At 65.8% G+C, this 16,292-nt stretch carries 12 protein-coding genes; 3 read left to right on the top strand and 9 right to left on the bottom strand.

Annotated features, from left to right (window positions below; genetic code table 11):
• Nucleotides 1-16: 16 nt before the first annotated feature.
• The gene (locus EH199_RS12035; RefSeq protein ID WP_124809506.1) at nucleotides 17-913 is read left to right on the top strand and encodes a helix-turn-helix domain-containing protein; all 897 of its coding nucleotides are present in this window, start codon (nucleotides 17-19) and stop codon (nucleotides 911-913) included.
• 21 nt (nucleotides 914-934) lie between these two features.
• Here EH199_RS12035 and EH199_RS12030 read toward each other — a convergent pair whose 3' ends face one another.
• From EH199_RS12030 to EH199_RS11990, 9 genes are all read right to left on the bottom strand, one after another.
• Nucleotides 935-2,158, bottom strand: a complete 1,224-nt coding sequence (locus EH199_RS12030; protein ID WP_124809505.1) for a DUF1501 domain-containing protein — start codon at nucleotides 2,156-2,158, stop codon at nucleotides 935-937.
• 4 nt (nucleotides 2,159-2,162) lie between these two features.
• Nucleotides 2,163-3,776 carry a DUF1800 domain-containing protein gene (locus EH199_RS12025; RefSeq protein ID WP_124809503.1) on the bottom strand — a complete coding sequence of 538 codons (1,614 nt, stop codon included), beginning with the start codon at nucleotides 3,774-3,776 and terminating at the stop codon, nucleotides 2,163-2,165.
• Nucleotides 3,777-3,972: 196 nt separating this feature from the next.
• A complete protein-coding gene (locus EH199_RS12020; RefSeq protein WP_124809501.1) occupies nucleotides 3,973-5,553 on the bottom strand; it encodes a serine hydrolase in 1,581 nt (526 codons plus the stop codon).
• A complete protein-coding gene (locus EH199_RS12015) occupies nucleotides 5,550-6,683 on the bottom strand; it encodes a hypothetical protein (protein ID WP_124809499.1) in 1,134 nt (377 codons plus the stop codon). Before EH199_RS12015 ends, EH199_RS12020 begins: the two co-directional genes overlap by 4 nt.
• Nucleotides 6,680-7,744, bottom strand: coding sequence for a DUF1611 domain-containing protein (locus EH199_RS12010; RefSeq protein WP_370449686.1), 1,065 nt, complete (start codon nucleotides 7,742-7,744; stop codon nucleotides 6,680-6,682). The genes EH199_RS12015 and EH199_RS12010 overlap by 4 nt, the downstream gene beginning before the upstream one ends.
• Nucleotides 7,731-10,001, bottom strand: a complete 2,271-nt coding sequence (locus tag EH199_RS12005; protein WP_124809497.1) for a TonB-dependent receptor — start codon at nucleotides 9,999-10,001, stop codon at nucleotides 7,731-7,733. Before EH199_RS12005 ends, EH199_RS12010 begins: the two co-directional genes overlap by 14 nt.
• Nucleotides 10,002-10,134: 133 nt before the next feature.
• Nucleotides 10,135-11,424, bottom strand: coding sequence for a peptide MFS transporter (locus tag EH199_RS12000; protein WP_124809495.1), 1,290 nt, complete (start codon nucleotides 11,422-11,424; stop codon nucleotides 10,135-10,137).
• Complete coding sequence (locus EH199_RS11995) at nucleotides 11,421-12,431, bottom strand: dipeptide epimerase (protein WP_124809493.1); 1,011 nt, start codon at nucleotides 12,429-12,431, stop codon at nucleotides 11,421-11,423. The genes EH199_RS12000 and EH199_RS11995 overlap by 4 nt, the downstream gene beginning before the upstream one ends.
• Nucleotides 12,431-14,428, bottom strand: coding sequence for a serine hydrolase (locus EH199_RS11990; protein WP_124809491.1), 1,998 nt, complete (start codon nucleotides 14,426-14,428; stop codon nucleotides 12,431-12,433). The genes EH199_RS11995 and EH199_RS11990 overlap by 1 nt, the downstream gene beginning before the upstream one ends.
• Before the next feature lie 128 nt (nucleotides 14,429-14,556).
• On the opposite strand from EH199_RS11990, the gene EH199_RS11985 reads away from it, so the two are divergent.
• Together EH199_RS11985 and EH199_RS11980 are read left to right on the top strand one after the other, a co-directional pair.
• The gene (locus EH199_RS11985; protein WP_124809489.1) at nucleotides 14,557-15,243 is read left to right on the top strand and encodes a helix-turn-helix domain-containing protein; all 687 of its coding nucleotides are present in this window, start codon (nucleotides 14,557-14,559) and stop codon (nucleotides 15,241-15,243) included.
• A gap of 227 nt (nucleotides 15,244-15,470) precedes the next feature.
• Nucleotides 15,471-16,250: an enoyl-CoA hydratase/isomerase family protein gene (locus EH199_RS11980; protein ID WP_124809487.1), complete on the top strand. Its 780-nt coding sequence runs from the start codon at nucleotides 15,471-15,473 to the stop codon at nucleotides 16,248-16,250.
• Nucleotides 16,251-16,292 lie beyond the last annotated feature (42 nt).

Raw genomic sequence — 16,292 nt, 5'->3', positions numbered from 1 at the left:
AAGGAAGGGGCCTGTCATGCGCGGCAAGGAAGTGAAGCGGTTTACGCTCTATGGCGAGGATGGCCGCACCATCGGTCCGGAGTTTGTCCATATCGAGAGGATTGCCGATCGCTCCAGCCTGCACGATTGGACTATCGCGCCGCACAGCCATCCCGGCATGGCGCAAGTGCTGATGATCGAAACCGGAACTGTCGATGTCGCCAGCGATGGTTCGGCGCGCAAGATCGCGGCGCCGGCCTGCATGATCGTGCCCAGCGGCTGTGTTCACGCCTTTCGCTTTGCTGTCGCGGCTGAAGGCTGGGTCCTTTCCATGGCCATCGCGCTTTTGCACGATCCGCGCATCGCCGGTCTGCTGGAAGGACTGGGGCTCGATGGCGGCGGCCTGCGCGTGATCCCGCTGGAGACGGAAGACCGGCAACGCGCCCGGCTGAGCTGGCTGCTCGCGGATATGGCAGATCGGCTGGAGCAGGGGCTTCGCGCCACCCCGGCGCTGATCGCGCAGCTTGGCCTTGTGCTGGCCACGCTGGGCGAAACGCTGGCCGCATCCCTGCCACAGGATGCCGGAAAGGACCGCCGCGCGGTTCTGGTGGCCCGCTATCGTGGAATGATCGAAGCGCAGTATCGCGATCACTGGCCGATCGAGCGGTACGCCCACGCCCTTGGCGTCACCTCATCGACCCTGACGCGAGCGTGCAGGGCTGTCGTGGACAAGTCCCCGGGCGATATCCTGCACGATCGCCTGGCATTGGAAGCGATGCGCTTTCTGGCCTTTACCGGAATGGGCATGGCGCAGATCGCGCATCGTCTGGGCTTCGAAGATCCCGCCTATTTCGCCCGGTTCTTCAAGAATCGCACCGGCGAAACGGCCAGCGCATTCCGCGCGCAACGGGCGTGGGAAGGGTTGGAACGGTGATGGAATGGCACGGAATGTCGGTCAAACGAGGCCCAGGTCCACCGGCGGCATTTCCGGAAAAACCGCTGCCACCTGCCGGGCGCTGAGACCATAGAGCCGCGCGAAAATGCCGCCGAGCATCGCCCGGTAATCCGTCAGGACGGGGAAATCGCGCTGCTGGTTGAGCGTGTCGGCCGAAACGCGCACTTGCGGGCCGACCATGCGTCCGCCCCGCACATTGCCGCCCAGCACCCAATAGGTGCTGCCATGCCCGTGATCGGTGCCCTTGTTGCCGTTTTCGCGAAAGGTGCGGCCGAATTCGGAAATGACGATCACCGTGGTATTGGTCCATTGCGGCCCGCTGGCCTCAGCGAAAGCGGCCAGGCCCCGCCCCAGATCGCCGATCCGGTTGGCCAGTGCGCCATCGGCCGCGCCCTGGTTGGTGTGCGTGTCCCACCCGCCGACATCGAGGAACGCGAGGTTGAAGCGGTCCAGCATTAGCGCGGCGATGCGCCGGGCCTGCGCCTCGAAGCCGCGCGGGTTGATCGCTCCGCGACTGGCCTTGGCCATTTCGTCCTGCAACGCGCCATAGGCGTCTTCGCGCACGCTGAACCCTTCGGTCACCGCGACTTGCGGGGCCAGGGCCTGTGCCGTTGGCGTGGCATACATCGCCTCGATCAGCTTTTGCTGCCGCGCGTCGAAGCTGGGCTTGGTGACGGTGTTCACCGCCAGGTTCGGCACTTGGAGACTGGCCGAGTGGAACGCGATGGGCACCTGGTTGCTAAACGCGATCGGATGGCATCCTGCTACCGTGGCCGCAAGCCGCCCGAGAAAGCCCGAACGATAGTCCCGGCTGCCCGCAAGGGGCTGGCCAAGCTCGATGGTATCCTGCGTCTCGAAGTGGCTGCGGCTCATGTCGTCGGTGCCGGCGAAGGGTACGAACGCCAGCTGGCGCTTCTGCCAGAGCGGGTAGAGGCTCTCCGCCAGTGCGGGATGCAGGCCCCAGTCGCCATCGAGCGGCAGTGCGGCCTTGGGATTGGCCGGATCGGGACGGGCGATCGCGATCGTGGGTCGCGCGGCGTAGTAGAAATCGCTCGACACGGGAACGACGATATTGGCGGCATCGTAAGCGCCGCGCAGAAACACCACGAGCAGGCGTTGCGATCCCAGCGCGGGCACCGCCAGAACGCGCGAACTGGCTGCGAGCGCTCCGCCGGCCAGACCGGCAGCGAGCAACGCGCGGCGGGAGAACGGGAATGCGGTCATGGTGCTATCTCCCCATGAAGTCGGGCGAGGCAAGGAACAGGATATTCCATTCCTGCGGGCTGGCGGCCTGATCCAGCGCGGTACGCGTGGCTGGCGACAACTGCTTGTCCAGCCCGCCGTAATAAAGCGCGCCCTGCAGCACCGGAAAGGCCTGGCGCGGGGCGCTCGACGGCGCCTCGCCCTTGAACAGCCCGGCGGAGCCGTTGCCGATCGCCTGCGCGATCTCGAACCGTTGTTCGATCTGCCCCGGGCCGTTCCACGCGGTACGTTCCAGCGGATAGCCGTCCGGGGTGAGATGACCGTAGAAGGGTTGGCCCAGCCGGTTCAGCCAGTTCACGATCGGCTGCGTATTGGCGATCAACCGGTCGTCGTAGGCCATCCGCACCGCCGAGAGCACGAAGTGCTGCGGGTCCTTTAGCAGCGGTCGGGATAGCGAGGCCTGAAATTCGGGGCTGTGGAACAGCAGGTCCAGCACCGCCGCGATGTCGCCCCCGCTTTGCGCCCAGCGCGCCGCCATCCGCTCGATCAGCGCCGGGGGAGGGTTGTCGGCGACGAAATACTGCGCCAGCTGGCGCGAGACATGCCGGGCGGTGGCGGGCTGGGCGCACAGGATATCGAGCGCCTGGCGCACCTCGTCATAGCCCGATCCCTTGATGACATGGCCGAGGAAGACCTTGTCGCCCATGTCGTGGCGGCCGGGATAGAAGGCGAACATTCCATCGCGGATCGCCGCGGGGTTGGTGGGGCTCGGTCGCTCCGGCCGTTCGGGGTTGACGATGCCCACCCCGGTCAGAATGCGCGCGAGTTCCTGCACGTCCTTCTGGGTATAGCCCGAGCCCACGCCCATGGTGTGCAGTTCCATGATTTCGCGCGCGTAGTTCTCGTTGATGCGGCCCTTGGCGTTCTGGGCGTTGTCGAGATATTGCAGCATGGCCGGGGAGCGCAGCGTCGCCTCCAGCAGATCGCGGAAGCGCCCAAGGGCGTGCGGGCGGATGGCCTGATCCTCGTAATCCCGCACGAACAGCCGGATTTCAGCCTTGTCGGTATAGACGTTGAAGTGGTTGAGCCAGAACGCGGTGAGCTGCTCGCGCAGCTGATTGGGCGAATAGAGCGCTCGCAGAATCAGCCTAGTCTGGTCCTGCTTTAAGGCCTCGCCGAGAAAGTCGCGGCGTACGTCCTGCGGGGTGGGCGCAGGCGGTGTCGCCGCGGCACCCAATGGCCCGGCCTGCATCGGGTTCGGAGCGGCCGGACCGTCGGAGGCAACGCCTTGACCCGGCGGCGACATTGTCGCCTGCGCCGCCTTCGCCGCTGTTACCTGTTCGCGGAAATCGCGCACCAGAGCGACGGTGCTTTGGCCGCGCATCGGCAAGGCATCGACCATGGCCTGGGCTGCGGGGGGCAATCGTTCTGAAGCGGGTGGATGCAGCTCCGCCTGCAACCAGGCTTCCGCACCCATCGCCCGCATGCGCTGCACTTCGGCTGAGGTTGCCCCCCAGGTCAGCCGGTTGACCAGGGCCAGGTCGAAATCGGGGGACGGCTTGTCCTCGGCGAGCGCCGGTCTTGCGACCAGCGCCAGGGCAAGGGCGGCCAAATTCTGTCCGAGCAGCGAGCGACGCATCGGGTGGCTCCGTTCCGTATCGTCACGGTTCCATGATCCGTGCGCCCTTGCGCGGAGATGAATAGTGCGGAACGGTCATACCGATGACCGATATTTCATCAAATAGATAATATATTACAATTTGTTACCGCAGCATCTTGAGGTCCGGTCGCCGGTGGGCTAACCGGCTCCGCAGCGACGGAACCGGCTTGTCCGATCACTTGCGCGGTTCGGGCGCGGGGGTGAACAGCAGGTCTTTGTAGTCGAAGCTGAAATCGGCAATCGGCGAGACTGGCTTCGCGGAAATGGACGATACCTTGCCGTCGGCATCGAGCTGGAAGGTGAGATAGGCCTTTTCGATCCCCGGATCGTCGAACTGGGCGATGAACGTATCGTACTGGTAGTGGACGAGGCGCCCGCTCATACCGGCCGTGGGCACGAAGCTGACCGTCAGCCCCTTGGCGTCCGAACCCACCGCGAGCTTGCCATACCAGGGATCGCTGTAGGTCCCGGCATAGCGATCGAGCGGCAGCGAAGGGCCAACCTGCGCCGGCGTGGCCGCCGCCTGCTTCATCGCCGCAACGGCATCGACGATGCGCTTGGCGCGATAGTCGTGGAAGCGCTGCGGCCAGTCCTGCCGGGGCAGGCCCAGGTAATGATCGATCAGTTCGTACATCAGCCCGTGGCGCGGCTCGCTCTCCTCGGCATTCACCTCGATGGCAAAGCCGACGTTCTTTTCGGGAATGAGGCACACGATCGAGGTGAAGCCGAGCAGCCCGCCGGCGTGCCAGACGATGCGCGTGCCGTGGTAGTCACGCACTTCCCAGCCCAGCGCATAGGCATCGAACGTCGGCGTGGTCGCCGCGATCGGTTGGGGCGCCGGGGTGATCGGGATCGGCGTGACCGGCGACCACATCTCCTTGCCGGCCGCCGCGCTGAACAGGCGGCCGCCTTCGGGCAGCGCGCCGCCGGCGAGCTGGATCTGCAACCAGCGCGCCATGTCGTTGGCGCTCATCGCGATCAGGCCCGCCGGGGCCATCGCCCGACCCAGCTGGTCGCGCTCGTCGAGCACCACTTGCGGGCCATCGCCGCGCACCATGCCGACCCGGCCATGCGGCTGCGCGCGATTGGGCGCGGAGGTCTGCGTCCTGAAGTCGGCCGCCGCATCGCGCATCCCGGCCGGCGCGAAGATATGCGCCTTCATGTAATCTTCCCAGGTCTGCCCACTGACGCGCTCGATCAGCAGCCCCGCCACGCCGTAGAGGATGTTGTCGTAGGCATAGCCGCTGCGAAAGCTCGTTGCCGGCTTGATGTAGCGCAGCCGGCGCATCAGGTCGTCGCGCGAGATCGCGCCGCGCGGCACGGTGAGCAGGTCTCCCGCTCCCAGCCCCAGCCCGCTGCGATGCACCAGAAGGTCGCGGATCGTCATCTCGCGCGTGACCCAGGCGTCAAACATCTGGAAATCGGGGATGTGGTCGATGACCTTGTCGTCCCAGCCGATCTTGCCGGCATCGACCAGCGTGGCGAGCGCGGCGGCGGTCAGGGCCTTGCCGGTCGAACCGATCATGAAAATCGTGTCCGCGTCCACTTTCGCGGGCGCGCCAAGCCGGCGTTCGCCATAACCCCTGGCGAGCACGACCTTGCCGTTCTCGACGATGGCGACGGCCATGCCCGGCGTGCCCGAGGACTGGCGGATTGCCTCGATCCGCGCGTCGATGTCTGCCGGTGGCGCGGCAAGGGCAGCGTGGGGAACGGAAGCGGCAAGGCAAAGCCCTGCCAGCAGGGACAGACGTTTCATCGGGCTTCTCCTGGGGCGAGCTGGCCATTGCGGAACCGCCAGAGACCGATCGTCAGCAGCGGCAGGATGTAAAGGGCAAGGAGCACGAAGGCGAGCGCGCGATAGCCGTTGGCAATCAGCGCGATCAGTCCGACGCGGTCGGCCACCACCATGCACAGGACCAGCAGCGCGATCGTGATCGCGGCCCGCCACGGCACCGTCGGCGGGGCGCCGCGGTTGTGCCGCCAGGCTGCGGCGATGCGCTCGTTGATCGCATGGACGGCACCCGTGCCGCTTTCGAGCAGCGCGGAGAAGATCATCAGCTGGAACAGCACATGGAACAGGGGCTGGCCAAGCTGGCGCAGCAGAAAGTCCGAAGGCAGCGCCTCGCCGGCGATGCCGGGCAGGAAGGCGGCCATGCACACGAAGAACATCAACGCGGGCAGCATCGCCAGCGGCCCGGCGATCGCCCCGGCAATCACCGCGTCGCGGTTGCTGGCGAGGTGGCGGGTGACCGGCAGGATCACGATCGCGCCGATGATGTTGTAGCTGGCATATGTCAGCCCGCCCCCGAACCAATCGGCAAACCAGCCGTGACCGGCCGGCGCGCCTTGGGCAAAGGCGGCGGCGATGCGGTCTCCGAAGCTCGACAGCGCGAGGACGAGGAACACCGCATAGACGCCGTAGAGCAGCACCGAAACCCAGGTGAACAGCCGCTCGACCGCCGTGTTGCCGAAGGCGGCGAAGCCGGCGATGCCGGCCATCAGCGCAACCGTGCCGGCCATCGGCGGTAGGCCGGTGGTGTGAACGATCTCGCCCGCCGCCGCGCCGAACACAGCGAGCAGCAGCATCACGAACAGCGCATAGGCGATCTCGAACAGGATCCAGCCACGGCCCAGCAGCACTTTGAAGAAGGCGCGATAATCGCGCGCCCGCGCCGCACGGGCGACAAGGAAGGTCGCCACGCAGACCGCGCTCCAGATCGCCGTTGCCAGCGCGATCGCGGCGATCCCGCCCCAGGCGCCGGCCGGCAGGAAGAACTCGGCGATCTCGCGCCCGGTGGCATAGCCGCCGCCGATCACGACGGCCTTGAACGATAGCCCCGGCAGGAGGAGCCGCTTGAACCAGCTCTCCGGAGCGGCTTGGCTCATCCGGTGCAGGCGTCGAGCAGGCGCTCGAACGCCATGCCGCCGCGGATCGGATCGGCAACGGGCAGGCCTAGACGCGCGGCCACGGCGGCGATTTCCGCTGCCGCCGCGTCCTCGCTCATGCCCGCAGTGTTGAGGCTGACACCGGCGCAGCGGATCGCCGGATTGGTCAGCCGGCCCAGCGCGATCGTCTGCGCGATGACATCCTCGATCGCCGGAACGGCATAGTCGGGCATGCCGAGGATGCGTTCGCGACCAGGCTGGTGGCAGACGACGAAGAGATCGGGTTGGCTGCCGTGAAGCAGGCCGAGCGATACTGCCGCATAGGCGGGGTGATAGAGCGAACCCTGGCCCTCGATGACGTCGATATGCGCCGGATCGGCCGCGGGAGTCAGCGCCTCGGCGGCACCGGCGACGAAATCGGCCACGACCGCGTCGATCGGGATACCCGATCCCGCGATCATGATCCCGGTCTGCCCGGTCGCCCGGAACGTGGCATCCAGCCCGCGCTCCTGCAGCCCCCGGGCGATGGCCAGCGCCGTGTATTTCTTGCCGAGCGCGCAATCAGTGCCAACGGTCAGCAGGCGCCTGCCCGAACGCTTGCGGCCGGTCGCCACACTAACGCCCTCTGGCGGGGTGCGGACATCGACGAGCCGGCGGCCGTTGTTTTCGGCCAGGCTGCGCAGTTCGGGAATGGCGTTCAGCTTCACATGCATGCCGGCGACGATGTCGAGCCCGGCATCCAGCGCGGCGAGCAAGCTCGGCACCCAGTGCGGCGGGATTGCCCCGCCGGGACTGGCGACGCCGATCAGCAATGCACGGGCGCCACGGGCATAGGCCTGCTCCAGCTCGAGCCGTGGAAGGCCGGTGGATACTGCCGCACCCGGCAGCACGAATTCCCCGACGCAGCGGTCTGGCGCCCAGTCACGCAATCCGAACGCGGTCTTGGCAAATCCCGGTTCGGTCGTGTCACCGAGAAAGAGCAGGTAAGGGCCGGGCAGCGTCAGGCTGCCCGACGCCTTGGCGGCCGGTTCGGCGGCCAGTGGAAAATCAGTATTGAGCACTGAGCGAAAGTCCGAATGTGCGCGGGCGGATAACGCCGGTGATGATCGCCCCGCCCGGGTTCAATGGCAAGCCATTCGCGGTCAGCGCGCCGGTCGAGGTCTTGCCTTCCGCATCGGTCAGGTTGCGGACGTAGGCCTCGATGCCGAACTTACCGAAATCCAGGCCCGCGCGCAGATCGACGGTGGCGTAGGAAGGAAGCTGGCGCTGCCGGCCGTTGGCGGCGCGGAAGGCGGCGTCGAAGCTGCCGCTCTGCTTGGAGAGATAGCGCAGCGAACCGCCGATGAAGGCCTTGGTGGTTCCGCCCAGATCCCAGTCGTAATCGCTGTTGAGCGAGATGGCATACTTCGGCGTGAACGGCAGTTGATCGCCCTTGCGGCCGCCCACCAGCGCCGGCGCGTCCGCCTTCAGCTTGGCGTCGGTATAGGCGCCGTTGAACGAAACCACGAAGCCCTTGGTTGGCCGCATGGTCAGGGTGAATTCGGCGCCCTGACTCTTTGCGCCGGCGCCATTGATGTTCACGCCGAAGCCGTTGACCACCGTCAGGAGCTGGATCTTGTCCCAGTCGATATGGAACACCGCCAGGTCCAGCCCGAGGCTGCGATCTGCCGTCTCTCCCTTGAAGCCTGCTTCGTAGCTGACGGCCGTGTCCGGATCGAAGCTGGACGGGGTTCCCGCCGGGGCGTTCGGCGCGATCACGTTGGGGCCGCCCGGACGATAGCCCTTGGCGACGCGGGCATAGAGCGTCGCGCGGTCGCTGATCTTGAACTTGGGCGCCACCGAATAGGTGAAGACGTTGTCGGACGAGCGCAGGTTGCTGTTGACCGGCACATTGCCGGCAAGGACGCCGCTCGCCGCCTGGCTGGCGACCTGCTTGTTGTGGCTATAGCGCCCGCCGAAATCGATATCGAACATGGTGCCGAGATGCAGGGTCAGGTTGGCGAAGCCCGCATATTCCTTGTACTTGGATTGCAGGTCGACATGGCCCAGCACGAAGGGGAAGACGATCGGCGTCGTCGTGCCCGGCGTATAGGCGGCGTAGTCCTGCAGCAGCAGGCCCTTTTCATCGTTGTAATAGCCGCCGATCAACCAATCGAGGCTGTTCCCGACCGCACCGGCGAGCCGCAATTCCTGCGTCCACTTGCGCGTGTTGACCTTCTGGTTGAGCACGAAATCGTTGGCCGGCGCGCCCAGCAATGCCTGCACGATGCCGCTGAGATTGAACGTCGCGTCGTCGCGGAAGGTCTGCTTCTGCGTCGCGTAGCTGGTTGCGCTGGTCAGGGTGGCGAAACCGAGGTCGGCAGTGATCGTGCCGCTGTAGACCCGATAATTGACATTGGTGAATTCGGGCGAGAACTGCGACTGGGTGGGGCGGCCATAGAGCGTGCGCAGCGTGGCCGGATCGCTCTCCACCGAAGAATCGGCATTGGCGCGGATGTTCTGGAGATAGGCTGTCAGACGGACGTCGAACATCTCGTTCGGCTTGAACAGCAGCGAAGCGCGGCCGCCATAGACCTTGGAATCGTTGATGTTGCTGGCGACGTCTGAGGTGACCGGGCTGGCGAACGACGTGCCCGATGTGCCGATGGAATCGATCCAGCCGCCGTTCTTGTGGTAGAAGCCCGATGCGCGGAACGCGAGCGTCTCGCCCAGTGGCAGGTTGATCATGGCGTTGCCGTGGTACGACATCGCGCCGCCCTTGGTCGCCTCAGCCGCGCCGCGCACCGCGCCTTCGGTGGCGCCGAGCTTGGGCGCGTTGGTGACGTACTTGATCAGGCCGCCCAGCGTGGAGGCGCCATAGAGCGTGCCCTGCGGCCCGCGCAGCACTTCGACGCGCGCGATGTCGAAAGTATCGAAATCGCCGGCCAGCACCGCGCCGTTGGCGAGGGCCGTCGACGAGCCGAACGGCGTTTCGTCGACATAGACACCCACCGTCGAGGCGACGCCGCCGGTGTTGAGGCCACGCAGCACCAGACGGCCCGCGCCGGGTGTGGCCTGATTGAGCTGAAGGCCCGGGACGTGGTTGAGAAAGTCCTGGAAGTTGTTGGCCTGCGATCGTTCGAGAAGATCGCCAGAAACGACCGAGATCGATTGCGGCACGTCGATCAAGGTCTGTTCTCGCTTCTGCGCGGTCACGACGATTTCATCGTCGCCGAACGTGCCCTTGTCGGAATCGGTCGCCGACTGTGCCAGGGCTGGGCCGGATGCGATGGCCGCCAGGCAAGCGGTCATCAGCAAGGTGGTGCGAGCTCGTCTCATGGTATTCCTCCCGAATTCGGGTCCGTTGGGACAAGGCGTGCCGGAAGGGCCCTATGTGAACCCCAAACCCGTCCAGAACGCCGCGTGACATTATTATCCTGATAAGGACGTTATTGTCTCAATAAGAAAACTGTCAATCCATTTCGGCCGATTTGCGCACATTCTGCGCTGTCCGTTGTTCGATCGTCTCTGTCGGGGCGCTCAGAAGGCGGAGGAGCAGAGCGGACAGGCAGGCCAGCCCGGCAAGGACGAGAAAGAACGGCGCGGGAGCGAGGCGGCTCCACAACGTGCCGACCACGCCGGCGCTGAGGCTGCCGGTGAAGGTGATGAAAAACCACGCCGCGACGGTGGTCGCGCCAAGGCTCAGGGGCGCCAGGCGCGCGAACAGGCCCAGACCGGTCGGCAGGATGAACAGTTCGCCGAAGGTGAAAATCAGGAAGAACGCGGCAAGCCACATCCAGTTGGCCCGCGCCGGTCCGGTCGTCCAGGCGATGGTGGCAAGCATCGCGTAGGCACCGGCGACGATCAATGCGCCCATCGCCATGCGGTGCAGCGGCGCGGTATCGCCCGCGGTTTCCGCCCGGCGGCGCCAGAAGTGGAGAAGGGGCGGGGTCAGCAGCATGACGAACAGCGGATTGAGCGACTGGAACCACGTCATCGGTATGGCAAGGCTGCCCGCGCTCCGATCGATCCCGCTATCGGCCCACAGGGCCACGGTATTGCCCACCTGTTCGTAGGCGGAGCGAAACAGCGTTACCGCCAGACCGATGCCGAGCAGGACGGCGGCCACTTTCGGATCGAATGCGAGCGGCCGTGTCTCGGTGGCGCGGGCGGGCTTGTGTTCGGGGGGCAGGTGGCGCTGGCCGGACAGGTAGATCACCAGCCCCAGACCCATCCCGATCCCGGCCACGCCGAAACCGTAATGCCAGCCATAGACCTCGCCCAGCGTGCCGCAGATCAGCGGCGCCAGGAAGCCGCCGATGTTGATGCCCACGTAATAGACGTTGTACGCCCAGCCACGGCGTTGATCGTCGGGCTTGTAGAGATCGCCAACCTGGCTTGGCAGGCAGGGCAGAAACAGGCCGTTGCCGATCGCGATCGTGGCGAGCGCGGCATAGAACAGCGGCTCGAAGGTCATCATGAAGTGCCCGGCGCACATGATCGCGCCGCCCAGCACGATGGCCCGTCGCTTGCCGAGCACACGGTCGGCGATCAACCCGCCAAGGATCGGGGTGAAATAGGCGCCCGCCGTATAGGCGCCGTAGATGAACGACGCGTGCGCCTGGCCCAGCAGGAGCTGCTTGGTCATGTAATAGACCAGCAGCGCCCGCATCCCGTAGTACGAGAACTGCTCCCACATGTTGGTCAGGAACAAGACTGTCAGCCCGCGCGGCTGCCCGAACCAGGTCTGTTCCGGCATCATGCGGCGACGGGCGCGCCCGATCCCCACACGGCCGGGTCGGCGAAGATATCGCCGTTGGCATAGGTGACGCCCGGCACCCGGTCGCGGGCGAGGAAGGTCGGTCCGTCGAGGTCGACGACATCGCAAAGCTGGCCCAGGACGAAGCCCGGCGCCATCGCCAGGCTGGTGCCGACCATGTTGCCCACCATCACGTCGAGACCGAGGGCGCGCGCCTTTTCGGCCATGAGCAGGCCTTCGGTAAGCCCGCCGCACTTGTCGAGCTTGATGTTCACGACCTGATAGCGCCCGACGGCGCCCGGGATGTCCTCGAGCGAGAGGATGCTCTCGTCGCCAGCGATGGGAACCGGCGAGGCGAGCCCCTCCAGATCGCGCTCGTATCCGCGCGCCACCGGCTGTTCGAGCAGCGAAACCCCTTCGGCGACCAGCACTTCGATCAGCGGTCCGAGATCGGCCGCCGCAAAGCCCTGGTTCCCGTCCACTCCCAGCCAGACATCAGGCCGCGCGGCGCGGATGGCCCGTACCCGCGCGCTATCGAGGTCCAGATCGCCGGTGAGCTTGACCTTGATCGCGCGCGCTTCCGCATAGTTCACCGCGCCTTGCGCCATGACCGCGGGCGTATCCGCGCCGAGCGTGAAGGTCGTCCGCAAGGCCCGCGGGCTGGACTGCCCGGCAAGCTGCCACACCGGCACGCCCGCCCGGTTCGCTTCGAGTTCCCACAGCGCGCAATCCACCGCGTTGCGCGCGCCGCCCGGTGGCATGATCGTGCGCAGTTCCTCGCGCCCGATCCCGCTTTCGATAGCGGACCGCGCCGCCGCGATTCCGGCAAGCATATGAGGAACGTCATCGCCCAGGAAGAACACGCCGCCGCCTTCGCCGCGCCCGGTGTGATCGCCATCGTCCAGGGTTACGACAATCACCTCGGAACATTCGAACACGTGGCCCGCAATGCGGAAAGGTTGCGCCAGCCGCAGCGTCTCCGTCGCGACCGTGAGTGTGAGGGCGGCCATCAGTAGGCCACCGTCATCGCCACCAGCCCGAAGGTGACCGCGAAGTAGAGCACCATCAGCGAGGCCAGCAGCAGCAGCACCGCCCACAGCCTGCTGAACCAGCCGCGTTTGCCCTTCCACGCTTGCCAGGCATTCCAGGCGGCGATCGGCACCGCGCCGAAGAACGCGATCAGGCCAAGGATCTGCAATACCCACAGCCAGGGATCGAGCCCGCCCGCCAGGAAACTGGCGCTTTCCAGCAGGAGCGAGAAGGCCACGACCCAGCCGATCAGCACGGCAACGGATATGGCACTGACGACGCGCACCGCCCGGTATGCCTTGAGAGCACCGCGTTCGAGGCCAAAGGCCGCCTTGTAGCGCCGCCGCGTGAACCAGCCCCATGGCCAGGCGATCAGCGTCAGCACAAGTACGCCAAGGCTGGCGTAGAGCGCCGGCAAGACCCACGTGGCCGACCGGCTGGCGGGCACGCGATCGAACACTTCGAACGGGGAAAAGAAGTCCATCGACCAGCGGACGACCTTGCCGTCCACCACCTTGGCGGCCAGACGATCATGGCCGAACTTGTCGCGCCACAGGAAGGGCGCGATCTCGACCCATTCGCGCGGGCGGCCGTTCGGCCCTTTCAGGCCGGGGATGACCAGCTCGCCCTTGTCATCGGTGGCGACCTTGAACTGGCCGAGCAGGTTCACCACGGAGAAATAGTTGGTCTGCCACCGGCGGCTCGCATCCCAGCTGCCCGTCATCATCTTCGCGTGTTCTTTCGCCGTTGCGGCATCGACGCGTCCGTCGGCCGGGCCGGCATAGGGCAGGTAGCGATCGGCGAAATCCATGAACAGCGCGTTGCGCAGGTCGCCCGAAGCGCCCTGCCGCCCGCCGCTGTTGAACGAGACGTAGAAGCCGATCCCGTCCTTCATGAACAGGTGCAGCGAGGTGTGGAAGGCCTCGGTATCGCCCAGATGCCCGATGACCTCGCGCCCGTTGACGTTGGTTTCGAAGAACCCGAGTTCCATGCGGTTGAGCGGCGGGACCAGCGAGAAGGGGTCCACCTTGGCGAGCGGGCTGTTGTGCATCATGTCCGCCGTTTCCGGTTTCAGGACGCGCTGGCCGTCGATCTCGCCACGCTGCAGGTGGGCGATCATGAAGCGGCCCATGTCGGTGCCCGATGCGGACAGGGAACCCGCCGGCCACGGCCCCAGAATCTCGAAGCCCTCGGTCGGTTTGCCGTCCTTGTACCCGACCGACATGTCGGGCACGAGCCGCTGGGGCAGGGGCTGGCGCATCGACGACTGGCGCATCCCGATCGGACCCAGCACATGCTTTTCTGTATAGGCGAAGAAGTCCTCGCCCGAGGTGCGCTGCACGATATAGCCGGCAAGGGCGGTGCCCCAGTTGGAATAGGCCGGCGTCGAACCGGGCGCGAAGATGCGCACGGGGATGGCGCGCTTCAGGTAATCCCCCAGCGGCATGTCCCACTTCTTGTCGTAGAAGATGATGCCCTTGCCGGTTTCCTCGAAGCCGCCGGTGTGGGTCATCAGCTGGCGCATCGTCACCGGCTTGCCCTGGTACGGCGGAATCCGGAAATCGAGATAGGCGTTGACGTCGCGATCCAGGTCGATCTTGCCCTGTTCGACCTGCTGCATCACCGCGGTCCAGGTCACCAGCTTCGATACCGAGCCGGGCCGGAACAGCGTGCGTTTGGGATCGACCGGCTTGCGCGTGGCGACATCGGCATAGCCGAACCCGCGCGCGGTCAGGATTTTGCCGTCCTTGACCACGGTGACCACCGCGCCGGGAATATCCCCGCTGCGCAGCGCTTGCGGCATATAGCCATCGAGCCAGGTATCCACATCCGATTTGGTGAGCACGGCCGGCGCCGGCTGCGCCGTGGGTTGGGGTGCCGCGCCAGCGACAGTGGGAGAGGGGGCCTGTCCCTGGATCAACCCACCGCCGCACAGCAACAAAAGTCCGCCGACGATGGCCTTGCGCCATGTTCGCATGATCCTGAACTCCCTTGATGCTCACCGGGATTGCTCTGGCCACGCCAGACCAGTACAGTGTGCAAATGCTCCAATTGGGATTACTTTATCCTGATTGGAAAATCAGTCAACGAATAAGGATCGTCCGGATGTCCGCAGCTACTCCCACACTCGGCGCGCTGGTACGCGGATTGCGCAGCCGTAACGGGTGGACGCTCAAGCAAATGAGCGAGAAGGCGGGCATTCCGGTCTCCACCTTGTCGAAGGTCGAACACGATCGGCTTACGCTGACCTACGACAAGCTGCAGCAGATCAGCCAGCGGCTTGGCTTGCGGATGTCCGAACTGTTCGCCGAAAGCAGCCGCGAGGAAACGCCGGCCGCGCAGGTCACCGCCCGGCGCAGCAAAGGTCTCCTGAACGAAGCGCTGCGCGTCGAAACGCCCAATTACGACTATTACTACCTCTGCACCGAACTGCGGCGGAAGCGCATGATTCCGGCGATCACCAAGATCCGCGCCAAGACGCTGGAACAGTTCGGCGATCTCGTGCGCCACGCGGGCGAAGAGTTCGTCTATGTGGTCCGTGGCAGCGTGGTGGTCGTGACGGAGTTCTATGACGCGATGGTGCTTAATGAGGGGGAATCGCTCTACATCGATTCCAGCATGGGCCATGCCTATCTCGCCGCGGAAGGCTGTGATGAGGCCGAGGTGCTTGGCGTGATGTCGAGCAGCGATGCCGAGCTGCTGGATTCCCTGCTCGACATTCACGAGGAACAGCTCGGTGGCGCGCCCGAGAAGCGGCAATCCCGCAAGGCCATGGCTTTGCCGCGCCTCTAGAGGTTTCGGCTGGATGGAAACGGGCCTTGGCGCCGGTCCCGGACGGCGTCCATTACGGTGATAATAGAGATTATGTAAAATCTCCATCCGCGCGAGTGCGTGCCTGTCATTGCGCGATACGCTTGTATCCGCCATCGTTGCCGGCAACGGACGAAGGCCGCGCGGTTTGCGGTGGCCAGGATCCGCAGAAGTCCGGCCACCACGCCTGGAAAGCGAGAGGAAAACGCATGAAGACCGTGTTCGATGGCGTCACCATCACCAGGCAGGATGCCGTCGCGATCGTCAGCTTTTCGCGCCCGCCGCTCAACTATTTCGATGTCGATCTGATCAATGCGCTGGCCGATGCGCTGGAAGAAATCGATCGTACCGACGATCTGCGCGCGGTCCTGCTGCGTTCCGAAGGCAAGGTCTTCTGCGCCGGCGCGAGCTTTTCCGGCCGCGAAGGGTCTGGCCAGGGCGAACTGGCCGATCCGGGCGACCTCTATCGTCAGGCGGTCCGCTTGTTCCGGACGCGCAAACCCATCGTTGTCGCGGTTCAGGGCGCCGCCATTGGCGGAGGGCTTGGCCTCGCCATGGTGGGTGACTTCCGGATCGCCGCGGAAGACGCCCGGTTCGCGGGGAATTTCGTCAAGATCGGCATCCATCCCGGCTTCGGGCTGACCCATATCCTGCCGCGCGTGATCGGCCATCAGAACACCGCGAAGCTGTTCTACACCGGCCGCCGATACACCGGAGCCGAAGCCGCGGCCATGGGCCTGGTGGACGAGGTGGTGCCCGCCGAGCACCTGGCGCAAGCCGCCCTCGCCTTTGCCACCGAGATCGCCGAAGGCGCGCCTCTCGCGGTCGAAGCCACGCGCGCCACGCTGCGCCACGGGCTTGCCGATGCGGTGGCCGCGCAGACGGAACGGGAATGCCGCGAACAGATCGCGCTGTTCGCCAGCGCGGACTTCAAGGAAGGCGTACAGGCGGTCGCCGAACGCCGGCCGGGGCGCTGGCAGCGGCGTTAGGGGCCTGACCCCAAAGCCGCAGTGTCGGCGCTGTCCGGATTG

Source organism: Novosphingobium sp. LASN5T (genome assembly GCF_003856955.1).
Lineage (GTDB): Bacteria > Pseudomonadota > Alphaproteobacteria > Sphingomonadales > Sphingomonadaceae > Novosphingobium.
Note: the sequence above shows the minus strand (reverse complement) of the source record. Positions and strands in the feature narration are given on the sequence as shown.